This is a genomic window from Bacteroidota bacterium, assembly GCA_039111535.1.
GTDB lineage: Bacteria > Bacteroidota > Rhodothermia > Rhodothermales > JAHQVL01 > JBCCIM01.
Genome location: JBCCIM010000042.1, coordinates 1 through 14746, shown reverse-complemented (window position 1 = coordinate 14746; position 14746 = coordinate 1). Strand labels below are relative to the sequence as shown.

At 50.2% G+C, this 14746-nt stretch carries 14 protein-coding genes; 6 read left to right on the top strand and 8 right to left on the bottom strand.

What is annotated here, in order from left to right; all coding sequences use genetic code 11:
- Positions 1-131: 131 nt before the first annotated feature.
- Complete coding sequence (locus AAF564_08960; GenBank protein MEM8485668.1) at positions 132-998, top strand: c-type cytochrome; 867 nt, start codon at positions 132-134, stop codon at positions 996-998.
- A 205-nt stretch (positions 999-1203) separates the two neighbouring features.
- Here AAF564_08960 and AAF564_08955 read toward each other — a convergent pair whose 3' ends face one another.
- The 4 genes from AAF564_08955 to AAF564_08940 form a co-directional block, all read right to left on the bottom strand.
- Positions 1204-1638 carry a DUF4399 domain-containing protein gene (locus AAF564_08955; protein MEM8485667.1) on the bottom strand — a complete coding sequence of 145 codons (435 nt, stop codon included), beginning with the start codon at positions 1636-1638 and terminating at the stop codon, positions 1204-1206.
- A 41-nt stretch (positions 1639-1679) separates the two neighbouring features.
- A complete protein-coding gene (locus AAF564_08950; GenBank protein MEM8485666.1) occupies positions 1680-2621 on the bottom strand; it encodes a ThuA domain-containing protein in 942 nt (313 codons plus the stop codon).
- Positions 2622-2713: 92 nt separating this feature from the next.
- Complete coding sequence (locus AAF564_08945) at positions 2714-3487, bottom strand: SDR family oxidoreductase (protein MEM8485665.1); 774 nt, start codon at positions 3485-3487, stop codon at positions 2714-2716.
- 64 nt (positions 3488-3551) lie between these two features.
- Complete coding sequence (locus AAF564_08940; GenBank protein MEM8485664.1) at positions 3552-4415, bottom strand: SDR family oxidoreductase; 864 nt, start codon at positions 4413-4415, stop codon at positions 3552-3554.
- Positions 4416-4594: 179 nt separating this feature from the next.
- Here AAF564_08940 and AAF564_08935 point away from each other — a divergent pair, with 179 nt between their 5' ends.
- A complete protein-coding gene (locus AAF564_08935; GenBank protein MEM8485663.1) occupies positions 4595-5884 on the top strand; it encodes a sulfatase-like hydrolase/transferase in 1290 nt (429 codons plus the stop codon).
- A 10-nt stretch (positions 5885-5894) separates the two neighbouring features.
- Here the strand turns inward: AAF564_08935 and AAF564_08930 are convergent, their stop codons facing one another.
- From AAF564_08930 to AAF564_08920, 3 genes are all read right to left on the bottom strand, one after another.
- Positions 5895-6623 carry a CFI-box-CTERM domain-containing protein gene (locus tag AAF564_08930; GenBank protein ID MEM8485662.1) on the bottom strand — a complete coding sequence of 243 codons (729 nt, stop codon included), beginning with the start codon at positions 6621-6623 and terminating at the stop codon, positions 5895-5897.
- 99 nt (positions 6624-6722) lie between these two features.
- Positions 6723-8750, bottom strand: a complete 2028-nt coding sequence (locus AAF564_08925; GenBank protein ID MEM8485661.1) for a hypothetical protein — start codon at positions 8748-8750, stop codon at positions 6723-6725.
- 87 nt (positions 8751-8837) lie between these two features.
- Positions 8838-11234 (bottom strand): DNA polymerase domain-containing protein, encoded by a 2397-nt coding sequence (locus AAF564_08920; protein MEM8485660.1) that lies wholly within the window; start codon positions 11232-11234, stop codon positions 8838-8840.
- A gap of 189 nt (positions 11235-11423) precedes the next feature.
- Between AAF564_08920 and AAF564_08915 the strand changes: the two genes are divergently transcribed.
- Positions 11424-12050 carry an ABC transporter ATP-binding protein gene (locus tag AAF564_08915; GenBank protein MEM8485659.1) on the top strand — a complete coding sequence of 209 codons (627 nt, stop codon included), beginning with the start codon at positions 11424-11426 and terminating at the stop codon, positions 12048-12050.
- Here the strand turns inward: AAF564_08915 and AAF564_08910 are convergent.
- On the bottom strand, positions 12047-12649 hold the full coding sequence (locus tag AAF564_08910) for a ComF family protein (GenBank protein ID MEM8485658.1): 603 nt from the start codon (positions 12647-12649) through the stop codon (positions 12047-12049). The two genes, AAF564_08915 and AAF564_08910, sit on opposite strands and share 4 nt — an antisense overlap.
- 396 nt (positions 12650-13045) lie before the next feature.
- Here AAF564_08910 and AAF564_08905 point away from each other — a divergent pair, with 396 nt between their 5' ends.
- From AAF564_08905 to AAF564_08895, 3 genes are all read left to right on the top strand, one after another.
- Positions 13046-13198, top strand: coding sequence for a hypothetical protein (locus AAF564_08905; GenBank protein ID MEM8485657.1), 153 nt, complete (start codon positions 13046-13048; stop codon positions 13196-13198).
- 633 nt (positions 13199-13831) lie between these two features.
- Entirely contained in the window at positions 13832-14077 is a 246-nt protein-coding gene (locus AAF564_08900; protein MEM8485656.1) for a hypothetical protein, read from the top strand.
- A gap of 43 nt (positions 14078-14120) precedes the next feature.
- A partial coding sequence (locus AAF564_08895) for a DUF3524 domain-containing protein (GenBank protein MEM8485655.1) occupies positions 14121-14746 on the top strand: 626 nt, incomplete at its 3' end.

Below are 14746 nucleotides of genomic sequence, written 5' to 3'. Positions count from 1 at the left end.
TATGTCGCAAAGTACTAAATTTTGTCGCATACCCAGGAGGCATCCGTGATTGGCTTTGTTGCCCTCTTTTTGCCACCTGTTTATTCAAGACCTACCACTAACCACCGGGTCTGTTGACCCATCTCAGTACCATGAAAACATTTTTAAAATGGACAGGCATTGTTCTGCTTGGGCTTATTATTGTATTGCTCGTTGCCGGCTTTGTCGTCACCAACAAAGGCGCTTCAGCAAAAGCTGAAATCCATACCGTTACTGCAACCCTTTTATCAGACGTACCAACCGACTCGGCTACGATTGCCAGAGGCGCACACCTGGCGAAGATACACGCGTGTGCGGACTGTCATGCCGAAAACTTCTCCGGCCAAATTTTTATTGATGCCCCACCATTTGTTACGGGCGCGTCAAACCTAACGTCAGGCAAAGGCGGCGTTGGGGGCAGTTTTTCTGTTGAAGACTGGGATCGGGCCATTCGATATGGCGTGCGTCCGGATGGCTCGGCGTTGATGTTCATGCCATCCCGAACGCTACACAACCTGAACGATGAAGATGCTGCTGCCATGATTTCGTATTTCCAGCAGTTGACTCCTGTCGACAATGAAGTCCCTAAAACCGAGCTCAGAACCATTGGGAAAGTACTCGCCGGCACCGGGGCCCTCGATGTAGCCAGTGAAGTACATCTGGCATCGGAACGTAAGCCAGTAGATGAAGCGGCTGGCCAGGTTGCACAGGGTAAATACCTCGCCTCCATCACTTGCGGGTATTGTCATGGGGAATCAATGCGTGGCGGAGAGCCGCTTGAGCCAGGCAAGCCGGCACCCCCAGATCTGGTTGCAGCCGGCGCATGGCCTTTTGATGTGTTTGTTAAAGCGATGCGTACTGGAGAAACACCCAGTAATCCGGAAATGGACCCAACGGTTATGCCGTGGCGGGCGTATAGCCATATGACCGATACCGAACTCAAATCAATTCAGGCCTACCTTTCAACACTGGCTTCCTGATTCTGGGGCGCATATTAGATGCGAACTAAGGGTTGCGTTTAATGCCGATTTTCGAGTGACGAAGGTCGCGTGATGTTCTCTTTTTTTGCCAGAGAAGCAGTCATTAATGCAGATTATCCCCTAAGTCGCACATGTGGAGATTAAATAGAAAAGCCGGCAGATGTAAAGTACATCTGCCGGCTTTTCTATTTGTAGTTATTAGGTCCTACTTGACCACAATGGTGATTACTTCTGACATCACTGGTGGATCATGTGGCACATGGTTCTGGTCGCCTAGCAACACTTGCAAGGTATACGTACCGGGCTCAAGGTCGAGGATCGTTTCTGTTTGTCCTTTACCAAAGTGTTTATGGACTTCATCAGCCGGGATAGGCATGTTGAGGTCGGGCAGTCCGGTAGCGTTGATCAGCAGGTGGTGGTGGCCTGCGTCAGGGTATTTGATGCCGGCCGGTGCAATGCCCATGCCTTGCAAACCAAATTTCACTGTAACAGGGCCGGTGATCATTTCACCATGTGCCGGCGAAATAATATAAGCTGATGCGCCGGCTGGCGATGCACTGCGTTCCATCTGTTGCGCGCATGCACCCGTGACCGTAAACACCATCAACAAAACAAAGAGTAAAGAAACATTCGTTTTCATAAGAAAAACAGTAAGGTAAATATTTATAGGGTTGAGAAGCCTTAGTTGGCAGCCTTCAGACTAACTGCATCTGCAGTGGGAAAGTTGTCTGGGACAGGCGAAGTGACATCGCCTGTTGTTAGCCACTCCAGGCCCCGGTTGATCATAGTCCGGAATCCAATACACATGAATGCATTGATATTGTCTTGTTTGGGCCAATGATGGCCCGCAAGGAACGTGAGTACTTTGCCATCCCCGTATGGGATCCACCACATCATCAATTCGTGCTGCCCACTGCCGCCAAATTCGGGATCCGAATAGGCAGTTGCAAGGATTTTCATGTTTGCTGCAGGTCCGCGTTGGCCATGATACAATTCATCATGCGCATGCAACCAAACGGGCGGAATGTCCTTCATGATCGGGTGCGAAGTGTTGCGCACCTGAATTTGCCAGTCATGTACTTTGCCATGGCCGGCTCCCAGGTCTGCTCCTGGCGGATGATCGACCAGCGCGTCTTCGTCGTTCATGTAGATACGGGTCCCGGTGTCTTTACCGCGCCAGAGTATGCCAACCATTTCTTCGTAGGCAGTCCAACCCGGAAATGGGTTGTTGCTGGCGTGTACCATGTAGGCCGTTCCGCCTCCGGAAATGTATGACTCAAATGCCTGTCTGTGCACTTCGGGCCACATCTCACCGTTGTAGTCGAAAACCACGGCGTCGTAGTCTGCAAATGCTGGCTGCCAGGCATCCCAGGCGGCAGCATCTGCCCCTTTTTCGGGCGTTAAGGTGACAGTCAGGTCGAAGTGCTCTGATTCACCAATGATTTCTTGCAGGAATATGTGGGTTTCTTTCCAGTCGTGATTGTTTTGTCCGGATAGCAACAAGACTTGTTTGTTGGCCTCTTTTACTGCCGGCGCATTGCTGTCTCCTGTTGCGGTTTGACATGCTGCAGCGAGCAATACAACTAGCATCAGCAGGATGGATGTAAGGTGTCGGGAGTGCATAGTGGTTCTGCCGTTTAATCTAAGACCTTGTTAGTATAGGCTAAGTAACGTCTTTTTTACAAGGTACTGCGGCAGAAACGCTGTTTCGAGCTTCAGTCTTTTGTGATGATTGCAGCTGTACGGCGCGTTATCGCAGCTGGCATTATCTTTCCAAGAAAGCTGTATACGTAGGTTTCGGCGCCCATCAACCAGTGCAATTTTTTACTGTGGGCAGCTTTCCAGACGCGTTTGGCCACAGCCTGCGGCGTAATTTTTACATCACTGTTCTTGAGCCCCTGCCACTCATTCGCGGCGTTTTTTGCAAGGTTGGTTTTTACCCAGATCGGCATAACGTCAGATACCCGTATGCCATGCTTTTCCAGTCCAAGGTCCATGCCTTCCGTGATGCTGCGTACAGCCATTTTTGATGCCGCATAACTTGTGAGGGACGGATGCCCGTACAGTGCAGACGCGGATGACATGTTCACGATGGCTGCGCCTTTTGTTTGCTTTAACAGGGGAAGTGCCTGCACAGAGCAATTGATAACGCCCCATACATTCACATCGATCAGCTGTTTGTGTTGTGCAAGGCTTATCGCGTCGATATCGCCGGCGTGTATGATGCCGGCATTATTGAACAAGACGTGCATGGATTGGCCAGTCTTTTCACCAAAAAAAGCGACTGCATCAGCTACACTTTGTGTATCGGTGACATCAAGTACATGCCAGCAAGCATTGGCTTCGCCCAATTCGTCTGATAGCGTTTTTAGGCCGGCTTCGTCTATATCGAACAATCCAACGAACCAGTCTTTTGCTGCAAAAAGTCGCGCTGTTTCTTTGCCGATGCCTGCTGCTGCTCCTGTGATAAAAATATTTTTCCGGGGCATAAATCAAAAAGTTGAAGGAGGCAGGGGGCTGACTGCATTTTAGAGGCAGGTGGCAATCCCTGGCCTAGGAATTTGCTGTTACACTTACTTTCTCTTCAAAATATGTACCCAGGCGATGTGAGCCGGATGCCGGCGCTACCACGTCTACCTTACTGACTTGCTGCAGAAAAAGCAGCAGTTGCGATACACGCGGGTTAAAGTACGACATAATCCTGCTCTGTGCTGATATAGCCGCACCTGGCACGCGAATGAAACGCGGTTTCTTGTTGAGAATCCTGAATGCCAGTTCAAAGATCTGTTTCCGTGTAAAGATTTCCGGGCCACCCACCGGGATTTCCCGATTGGGCCCGTCGATGGCATCAACGCATACACGGGCCAAATCTGCCTCATGAATGGGGTTTGTGACGGCGTTGCCATCTCCAATCAAGGGTGCAATGCCAGCTGCGGCTATATCCAGGATCGCATCAAATGAACTAAAGAAACCCGTGGGTTGGATGATAGCATACGACAGGCCGGCTGCTTTCAATTCATCCGCAAACCGCGTGTGGGCGCTGATGTATTCTAGATGCTGCAGCGCCGGCGTCGAAAAGACAGAAACGTAGATAAACCGTTTAATGCCAGAGTTGCCGGCAACGCGCAACAGGTTGCGGTGCCCCTGATAATCAATCGAATTGTAGTCACCTTCCTTCCGAGCAAGGGAAGGATTTACACTTGCGCCGGCTGCCGAGATGATGATGTCGATATTGCCACAGGCAGCATTGAGGGAGTGCACGAGGTTCAAGTCACCTCCAACAACTTCATCAGCCATCGGAAAGAGGCGCATGGGTTTGCGGGTCAACGCCCGAACCCAATGGTTTTGTTTTTTTAGCTCGGCAACAATTTGTTTTCCTAAATTGCCGGTTGCGCCGGCTACTAATATGCGGGCCATAGTAGTTTCGCAAGGGGTAGATTAGTAATATTTCATATACGCACGGGCAATTGGTAATGCAAATGATGATTATGAATTACGCATCTCAGGGGACGCAAAAGCTGCGCAATCTGATTGCAGGCTGTAGCAGAATAATTAGAAGGCAGATTACAGCGCTGCAATACTATGTATTGCCAACAGTGGTACTCTTTTGTATTGCCGGATGCAGCGGGGGAGAGGAGTTTGGGGACGCTGCGCCGGTACAGCCAAATATCATTTTGATTATGGCTGACGATCTTGGGTATGAAACCCTTGGGGTTAATGGGAGCACTGCATATTCCACGCCAAATTTAGATCAACTTGCCGAAACCGGCATGCGATTCACGGCTGCATATTCAACGCCGCTTTGTACACCATCGCGTGTACAACTGATGACTGGGAAGTACAACTTTAGAAATTACGTCGGTTTTGGCATTCTGGATCCTGAAGAACGAACTTTTGGGCATATGATGCAGGACGCCGGCTACCGTACCGCAATTGCCGGTAAATGGCAACTCTACGGCAACCGCCAGCAACGCCAACTTTTTAATCGCACAGGTGCAAAACCGGCTGAAGCTGGCTTTGATGCCTATTATCTCTGGCAGATTGACGAACGGCCCCCAAACCGCTTCAAAAATCCCGGCTTGAATCTAAACAGTGAAACCGTACAACATCTCGACGGCGCCTTCGGGCCAGATGTGTTTGCTGATTCGCTCATTGGATTCATGGCGCAAAACAAGGATCGTCCCTTTTTTGCATACTATCCCATGGTGCTCACGCATGATCCGTTTCAGCCAACTCCCGGGCACCCGGATTATCCCGCTTTTAATCCGGCAGATTCCAATCTCAATGACGCCGCTTATTTTGCAGACAATGTCGCGTATATGGATAAAATTGTTGGCCGACTTGTCGAAGCGCTGGATGACCAGGGCATTCGAGAACAGACCCTCGTGCTGTTCATTGGTGACAATGGGACGGACAGGGATGTCACGTCAGCGTATGGCGACAGGCAAATCCGTGGTGACAAAGGCAATCCCACAAAGTATGGTACCCATGTGCCCATGATTGCCAACTGGTCGGGCACAATCGCTGAAGGGGCTGTGAACAACAACCTGATAGATTTTACCGACTTTCTTCCCACCCTGGCTGACCTGGCAGGTGTTGCGTTGCCTGAAGGGGATACACTTGATGGGCTTAGTTTCCACAAACAACTTGTTGCACAGGCAGATAGCGTCCGCTCCTGGGTGTTTTGCCACTACGCACCGCAATGGGGCCGGTTTGAACACGTCCGGTATGTACACAACCATACCTGGAAGCTATACGAAGATGGTCGCGTGTTTAATATGATGAAGGATCCCAGGGAGCGCCGGCCTGTGCCGCGCGAGAACCTGGATGCAAATGAAGTGCAACTGATGCAGTCATTTGAGGAGGTGTTGGCTCAAATGCAGTAACAACCTACTGTTAGATCAAACGTGCTACACGCGCTACGACAAAATCCATGATACGCTTTGTGGGCTGCTTTAAGCGCGGAAAGCGGTGTAATAGCGCTGCAACGCTACGGCCAATGAATCGGTAGTAGACGTCGATGAAAAGCCGGCCCGCCGCACTTTTTGAAAGTCGAACGTCGCGATAGAGTCGCAAAACATCCGTTTCGTACGCGTACATCCCGTAGAGATTTGAAGCGACAAAACAGTCAAGCACAATACGCCGGCAGGCCACATTCGGGTGCTCTCGGTCGGTGTAGTAAATACGGTAATCTTCTGCGCGCGCAGCCAGAATGTCTTTAATACCTTCGATAGCCATCACGTACCGCTTGATTTCATGCAGGTATGCATCGGTGATGATCTGATGGTTGCGTTTTTTTGAACGGCAGTACGTACGCTTCAGCGTTTCCAGCGTTACCCGGTTCTCCAGCAAGGACGCCTCTAGCTCTTCGTAGGGGGCGTCTGGCTTTGGGATTTTAACAGAAATGTTGGGGTCTTTGTACCAGTATTCGTTGATATTGCGGATCTCTTCGTCTTCTTTCTGCTGCTGTGCCATCCGCTCCCGCCGGCGTTTTTCTCGCCGACTCAGTCGTACCTCATCAACGTCCTTTTCTTCGGGCTGCTTTTCATCACCAGAATCAGGGACCCCATCCTCACCGAGGATGCGCTCAAATTTTCTCTCAAGACTTTCGTTACCTTCGCTCATTGCTTTTTGCGCATAGTAAGCAGCAAGTATCAATCAGATACCAGCCACGTCCCACAAGGGATCAACTAGATATTTATAAGGAATATACCGCTTCGATAGTTAATTCACGTTAAGCCCGCGTAGAAATTCGACGAGCTCTTGCTGGTCTTTGTCACGGGATTTGCGCAAACCATCGATCTCTTTACCCATTTTGTCAATATCGTTTTCTTGTGCTTCGAGTTTTCCAAGCAGGCGTTTGTAGTAGCTGCTGCTGCGTTCTACGGTCCCCATGTTTTCGCGGATACGGCCCTGTTCTGCAGCAATGTTCTTGATTTGCTGCTCTTTTTGCCGAATTTGCTGGTCTGATTGCTGCACTTGCTGTTTTAGAGAAATGGCCTTTTGCAAAGCTCGTCTAACATCTGATGAAACTGCACCACCCCTGGTATATACGGAAAGGGCATTTACATCCAGGGAGGTTAGCTGGATTGCCTGGCTGCTAATCTGCTCTTCCATTACGGTGAAGGCAGTTTGCTTGGATTCGGCTGCATCTACCTGGAATCGATGGTATTGATCTGTCGTTTCCATAGGCTCGTCCGTGTCCAGGAGGGTCCACTGTGTTTTACGTGGATGTTCGATGATAACTGAACGGGCTTTTTCTGATTCGTTTTTTAATGTATACGTCGTTTTGTGTTGGCGTTTGCGTTGTGATTCCAAAACCCCATTCACAATTTTGGCAGACTGTATTGTCATCGGCTCATTGCTGCTGACTACATCTACCTGCATTTCAAAGTCGAGTGCGTAAGAAAGCAGTTGTTTGCTATCTGACGGTAGTTCATTCAAGCGGGCATCGCCGGCATAACTACCCGCATCCAAGACTGTCGCTGGCCCCTGCATCAGGTGAATGTCTGTGCTGTTTGTGATTCTGACGCCATGTAAGGGATGGCGAGGCTGCACATTGGCATTGAAAATACTGACCTTTTGCATATCAACCGATTCGGTAACAATCGGAATCATGGCTGAACGTTGCCGTGGGAGGGAAACGCTGCCGATGATATATTGAAAGAGTTCGCCGGCTTCTGCCGTCTGTGCTGCCGTTTGAACGCTACCACCCATCGATGCTTGAAGAGTGGGGGCCGCAGCAGGGGGAGGAGGCATGTTGGAAATTGTTGAACGTTTGGCGCGGCTGCGGCCAACGACAGCTTCTTCCATGGCATCTGCTTCCATATCCATAGGGAGGTCCATACCACGTTCATACATCTGAGGCATCAGGTTTTCCTGCAACTCAAACGCTACAACCGGACGCTGTACATACAATGGATTATACAGGTCCTGAATAAACGAGATGGGCCGTCCACTGATCAACGTGAGTTCGATGTTCTCCCAGTCATTCTCCGTCTGGTTCTCAACAATAGACCAGCCTTGAAGGTAGCCTTCTTTTTCACCTTCTTCAGGTAGTACCAGGCGGTAGCTGGTTTTCCATACCGGTGATTCTACCACATAACCAACGCGAACCCGCCGGCGGCCATTGCCTTCATGGGCGATCAGCAGAGGTTTTTTGTCCTGATCGCGTGCTTGTGCAACAGCCTGCAGTGCCTTGTTGAACTCTTCCTGCAAAGCCTCATCTTCAATTTCTATAGCATCCACCTGCGAGAGCCGAAGCGAGGTGATGGTACCTTGTTTGATCAGGTTTACTACGTCCTCGCTAGCTGCTCCACCTTGTGTGTTGATGACTTTGCTCTCAACACCGAGGATGACGCCGCGGTGTACATCCGTACCACTACGAATGGTCACAGCAGAACCACGGAGTTGTGTGAGTACATTCCCGAGCGAAGGATTGTTACCCAAATCAATATCAAAACTGCCGAGGATTTTATCTACCGGATCTTGTGACGGGTAAACAATAGAGTTTATACGTCCGCCGTCAAGATCCTGCAATAGCAAGGATTTGAGCACATCGTTCATCTGCGCTGCCCTAAAACGTAATTCTGTGGTAGATGCGCCTTCTACCCGTCCTTCGTGCTCAAAATAGCCGACCCCACTGGAGTAAAGCTGAACTTTTTTGATGGGCAAGTTGGTCGTTTGGGACTGTGCGTTGCTTTCAGTGGCCATAAAAACGAAAAGGAAAACAAGTGTGAGATATTGGTACATGGTTCTCTAATTGTAGTGCAGAACAGCGTAGCAAGATTGTAGCGCTGAGTCAAGTCTGCTGTAGACTGTGCCTGTAGACTGTGCCTTTCAGAACGGGGTATCCGTTTCCAGGTGCTGTGGGGCCGTGTAGTGTGAGAGGATCTTGATGCCTGAAGGATCAAAGCCGAAGAGATCTTCGGGCGAAAATATCAAGCGGAAGTCAGTATCGGTAAAAAAGGGTTCAAATTTGCGTGCAAACTCATCCAGACGTTTGAGATAATATGCAGTGTTCTCGTCTGGCTGATCGGGCGACCATTCATCAGCAAGTTTGGCCAGCTCAAAAGAAGCCGAGCCGAGCCCTGTGCCGGCAATATAATACGAGATTCTATCCCCCTTTTTTACTGGCTGCCCGGAGGCTTGCTGGCGCTTAAGGGCCAACTCATAAGATGCTGCCCGGGTTCTCTTGCCGGTCAACACGTCTTCTTTATAACGCGTAATGGTATCCTTTAGTGTCTCTGTTTTTGAAAATTCCTGCACCTGTTGCCATGCATGCTGCACAATTTTATCCCGTGTTGCCAGGTAAAGCGCATGCAGACCGGCAACATCTTCGTCCAACAGTAGCCTGATAGCTTCAGCGACAAAGTCCCGCCCAAAGCGCTCATTTGACCGTGATACAAGCGATGAGCCTTTGAATTTTAATTGCTCTTCGTAGGTCAGGAGTGCATAGTTTTTCTTTTTATAAGATAACATTTTCTTGAACCGCCCATCAAACCCGATCCGGATGCCGGCGGGCATTTCTTTGTTGAGTTTTTCCAGGAATGCGCGCTCTGCTGCCTCACCCCGACATGTATCGGGCGGCGTAAAAAGTACGCCATCCGTATCCACTTCGATTACTGTGGCTTTTTCCCGATCGAGCAATGCAATGATTTTGCGGAGGATTTGCTGTCCAATTGAAGCAACCCTGTCGGCTTCAGCAAAATCATTAAAGGCCGCATGGCTAAAGCCGAGATTGCCATAGAAGGAGTTGATCAGCACCTTGTATGAGCTCTGGCGTGCATCCAATTCGCTGCGTTCTTCTTCTGTTTCAGCGGTTTTCATGCCGTTTTTGGATTCAAACCGCAGGTCGGTAAGCCGGCGAAGCAGGTAAGGAAAAAGCCCAAGGTGATCCTGCGCCGGCTGAATGTTGTAGTTCAGCATAATAGACGGGTAGAGGCTTTCTACATCCGCATACACAATCGGTCCTGTAACGCCGGTCAGAAATACGTCTGTGTATCCACCAAGCGTCTGGCTGCCCCAGGTGCTTTTGGGCAGGGCCTGTTTCTGACGCAGGTACTCGCGAACAAACAGCGACTCAATTTTTGCAGCCGGCCCCGTACGCGCAACCTGTCCATAAGGCATGGGCAGCATGCGCGTCAGATGAAACGTTGACCCCGATAGGTGTCGGGCAAGGCGTTCGGTTTCCCGGACATCATCCAGCGCGTACCGCAGCAAGAGATCAGGATCCGTTCGCCAGGTCTCTGCAATTTTGTCCCCTTCCACATACGTACGGTCTTCCGGGGCAAAGCCAAAGTATTTTGCGACCACTTTAAGGCCATAACCTGGTAGGTCGCGCTTGAAGACATCGTAGGACATCACCTGGAAATAGGTGTCTACCACGTGCCGGCCGGCTATTTGAAGCGCGGGGAAATCTATGCTGCGCTCTGCAAAACGCATGCTGGAAGGATACGTGCGAGGTTCTGACTGGTCCCGACCAATGCGAAACGGGATACGGTACTTGCGGTAACGCTCCATCAGGTACATAAAGTCAAAGGCGAAAATGTTGTGGCCTTCGATTACATCAGGGTCTTTGTCCTGAATGACTGCTACGAGCTCTTCGAGGATGGCTTTTTCAGAGCTGTTTTTGGAATGCAAAAGCTTTTCCCAGCCCCGGTTGTCTGAAAGTGCAATGATGATTATTTCATCGCCGGCGCGTTTTGCATTGGGAAAGCCGGCTTCGGAGTATACTTCAATATCCAACTGCATGCGGTGGAGCGCCTCAAAAGGCATCCCTTTGAAGCAAGTCTCTCCTGTCTGCATCAGGTATTGCTGCACCGGATTGGTTACCAAATACAGTTCGTCTGGTGTTCGGCCTTTCTGGTTGGTTGTTTGCTCAACATGCCGAATTGCATCCCAGTATGCATTCCAGCTCTTGAAAACTACCAGGTATCGGTAAAAATTATCACCACCAAGTTCTTGATATTGGTACCTGGCTCGTGGGAAGCCATGAAGGCAGTCGATGGTGGAGAGGAAGAAGAACGGATAAACCTGCGCGTCACTGCTCGTAACCTTGTCTTGCGCCACGTCTCTGCTGTATACACGAACAAAGGAGGCTTCGCGGTTACGTTTGTCTGTAACAGGATGCACGGCAACTATCTCCCGCGTATTTGATTTGCCGAACAGGGCAACATCGTGTTGGTCGGCGGTTGGCCTGGGCGTCTGGGCTTTTGGATTTGTCTCGGGTGTCAAACCAATAATTGTCAGGGTTACGAGGAATCAGAAAAGATACGGCATAGGGAGTGACAACACTTTGGCATAGGGCAATTCCCTTGAAACTTTCATCAAGCCTTGTAGGTGAATGCAGCCGGAACGATGTATTTTAGCCGGATCATTTAAAAAATCAGTTTCCCGCGCTTCGCGTTACAGGCCCCAGATCGCATGAATAAGCTTACGTTAGACAATGTCGCAAAGCGCTTTGGCCGGCGAATTCTGTTCAGGAAGTTGTCCTGCGCGGTTGAAGGTGGGCAAGCCCTGGCAATTACTGGTGCCAACGGATCGGGGAAATCCACTTTGTTGAAAATCATTGCAGGCGTAATGACGCCAACAAAGGGTGATGTTGACCTTGAGCTTTCGGGAGAGAAGGTACTACCGCCAGATCGCCCGCTCCGCACGGGTTTTGTGTCACCCTATCTCAATGTGTACGACGGCTTTTCTGCGCGAGAAAACCTGGAGTTTATCGCGCGCGCGCGCCGGCTTTCTCTGGCAGGGCAGACAATTGATGACCTGATCGCGCTGGTCACCTTAAAGGGCCGGGAGCACGACCTTGTAAAAACGTATTCTTCGGGAATGAAGCAGCGGGTAAAGTTTGCCGCAGCGATGCTCACAAAACCCGACGTGTTGATTTTGGATGAGCCAACAACCAACCTTGACGCAGCCGGCATTGCAATGGTGCGGACTGTCATGGATATGCAACGGTCGCGCAACGGCATCCTTATTCTCGCTTCGAACAATGTGGATGAAGCAGCATGGTGTAACGCCAGCGTTAATATCGAAGACCATCGTTAACGGTTGGTGCGCCGCGCCATGGCGAGAGTAGCAATGCTCACAGCTGCTGCGCCGGCCTCCCGCAAGGGTTCTGCAGCAGCTAACAAGGTTGCGCCGGTTGTCAATACGTCATCAACAAGCAATACATGTGCGCCACAAACCGCACTACTGCGCGCCGCGCGGATTCCAAAAGCGCCTTTTACATTCGCAAGCCGTTGCTGCTGATCAAATCCTGTTTGTGTACGGGTGTATCGACGCCGAACCATTATGCTTGCGTCAAATGGGATATTTGCGGTTTTGGCGAGCCCAATTGCCAATTGCGCACTCTGATTGTAGCCGCGTTCGAATAAGCGCTGCCGATGCAAAGGGATGGGAATAACCAGCGTAGGGCGCGCGTCCAGTGCCAGGGGGACAATAAGGAGCTTTGCCATCAAAGCCCCAAGTTGCCGGCCGGTTAAAGGCTGGTTTTTATATTTGAGCGCACTGTGAATACGCTGCACTGTTCCTGCTTTATCAAATATCCAGAGGGGTAATACGCGTTCAAATGCCTCACATGCTTGTGTCAGGTTAGCCAGCGACTGCTGTGCCTCTTGTTCAGGGACCCGCTCTAGTTTTTGCAAGCAGCGTGTGCACACCGGGTAACACCGCGCCACGACCCGCCCATGACATCCCGAACATTGTACCGGGAAGAGGAGATCAGCCATACCAAGCGCAGTTTCTTGTAAATATTGGGTAGTAAACAAGCGCAATGTGTGTGCTGATCTCCGCCCACGAAAGGGGAAAAGCGGTGGCTTTGGCATAACGATTTGCGTTACAAAAAACGCGTAAGCAGTTAATCAGCTACCCTCTTTATAGCATGAAAATGTGGGTTATTTATTGTAATAGACGGATTTAGTGTATAGACATACCTGTTTTTCACATAGATATGTGATTGATCAGCCGGCGAAATAAGAGTATCATTTTAACACAATATCCCTCCATTGATTACTGCCACGATGTCTCCTTGAACAGAACAGATGACCAACCGTACAGTCATACCAACACCGGCAAGCCGTATTCCTTCTATTGAGTACGGCGATTTGTTGAATGGATTGCTTGTAATGGGATCCTCGCTCGGATTCTGTTTGCTGTTCTGGATTTTGGTAATCCGACTATTTACGATGTTTTAGGATATTTGCACCTGTGTGTATGCTGTGAAATAATATTCGACCCACAGATTTCCCCGGTATAACAGCATGACCAACAATAGCTCCTGATGGTCTCTGAAGGGTGCACGCGCGCAACGTCTAGCACTAGACGTTGCGCGCGCTTTCTTTTGGCGAAACCTGCTTTTGGTCTCGGTTTTTTTCTGAAAGCGGTCAAATTGATCTACTGTTGGTAAGTATTTGCTTAATAATTGATGTGAAAGGCCAAGATTCCGTGAAAAGGAGGTGTTTCTGGTTGATTAATGTGTTAGGTAAAAGGTATCCTTGGGCAGTTTCAGGCTGTATGGGGTCGCAACGTGGGTCGGCGACCAGTATGGTCTGGGGCTTAAGGCCGGGGTACTTTGTACCTCGGCTGATTTTATTTAGGAGAATAGCTGCTCAACGGCGCGGGATGGCCTCAAATTGCTGGTCTGAAAACACCATTTTTACACAGAAAAGTACCAGGCTCGGCGGCCGATTTGTGAAAAGAGAAAGTAATCGACGGGAACCTTTCATAAATCTATGGCGAAATGTTGTATTATGCAGCCATCCTGCATGTACAGTACATCAACAAAATTTAAGGCAAGAGGTATCTGCGTGGCGAAGCAACGTAGAGGAATGTTAATTAAGAACACCAACACACGTGCGGTTGACATCGAGATGAAGACGCGTCCGCTGCGGCTGAATCCTGGTGAAGAAAAGCTTATCACAGCGGATGAGGTAAGGGATGCCGCACTGCGCGAGAAATTGCAGGTGCGTGCCATTAGCATTGTTCGTCCATCTACAGAAATGGAAGAAGATGAACTGATGAAGCTTATCGATGAAGAGAAAGCACGTCAGGCAACCGAGGCAGAAGAAGACTAAGCCGCCAGATCGGCGAAATACAAACTCTCAAGTACCCCCTTTGATGAAGGTATTAGCGCTAGAGCCCTGGTATGGAGGGTCGCATAGAAATTTTCTGGATGGGCTCAAAAAACACAGCCAACACGACGTCCACGCCGTAACCATGTCCGCCCGTTTTTGGAAATGGCGCATGCATGGTGGGGCTGTTACCATGGCGCGTAAAGTCAATGACTGGGTGGCAGAGGGCAACAAGCCGGATGTGATTCTGGCTTCAGATATGGTGAATGTGCCGGCTTTCCTGGCCCTGTGCCGGCCTTCACTGTCCGATGTGCCGGTGATCCTGTACCTGCATGAGAACCAGCTCACCTATCCGCTTAAGGAAGGACGGGAACGCGATTACACCTATGCGTACATCAACTACCTTTCCTGCCTTGCAGCAGATGCGATTGTTTTCAATTCGAAGTTTCACCACGATGAATTTCTGGATGCGCTCCCTGTGATGTTGCGGGCGTTTCCAGATTATAACCACCTGCATAGCGTCGAAGGGCCAGGGATAGTGGCGCAGCAAGGTCAACGCTTGGGGCCCGATCCCGCGGACGGTCTTGCCGAACTCCTGGCAAAATCGTTCGAGGAAAAACGCCGACAACCGCTCGACATCTCCCTCGCGCTCGCGCAGGGGCGGCATTTCAA

What these genes read in the sequence shown, in the direction of transcription:
- AAF564_08940 (MEM8485664.1), bottom strand. Translation starts at nt 4,415, where the DNA reads ATGGCCCGCATATTAGTAGCCGGCGCAACCGGCAATTTAGGAAAACAA.
- AAF564_08960 (MEM8485668.1), top strand. Translation starts at nt 132, where the DNA reads ATGAAAACATTTTTAAAATGGACAGGCATTGTTCTGCTTGGGCTTATT.
- AAF564_08900 (MEM8485656.1), top strand. Translation starts at nt 13,832, where the DNA reads ATGTTAATTAAGAACACCAACACACGTGCGGTTGACATCGAGATGAAG.
- AAF564_08930 (MEM8485662.1), bottom strand. Translation starts at nt 6,623, where the DNA reads ATGAGCGAAGGTAACGAAAGTCTTGAGAGAAAATTTGAGCGCATCCTC.
- AAF564_08925 (MEM8485661.1), bottom strand. Translation starts at nt 8,750, where the DNA reads ATGTACCAATATCTCACACTTGTTTTCCTTTTCGTTTTTATGGCCACT.
- AAF564_08915 (MEM8485659.1), top strand. Translation starts at nt 11,424, where the DNA reads ATGAATAAGCTTACGTTAGACAATGTCGCAAAGCGCTTTGGCCGGCGA.
- AAF564_08955 (MEM8485667.1), bottom strand. Translation starts at nt 1,638, where the DNA reads ATGAAAACGAATGTTTCTTTACTCTTTGTTTTGTTGATGGTGTTTACG.
- AAF564_08950 (MEM8485666.1), bottom strand. Translation starts at nt 2,621, where the DNA reads ATGCACTCCCGACACCTTACATCCATCCTGCTGATGCTAGTTGTATTG.
- AAF564_08945 (MEM8485665.1), bottom strand. Translation starts at nt 3,487, where the DNA reads ATGCCCCGGAAAAATATTTTTATCACAGGAGCAGCAGCAGGCATCGGC.
- AAF564_08905 (MEM8485657.1), top strand. Translation starts at nt 13,046, where the DNA reads ATGACCAACCGTACAGTCATACCAACACCGGCAAGCCGTATTCCTTCT.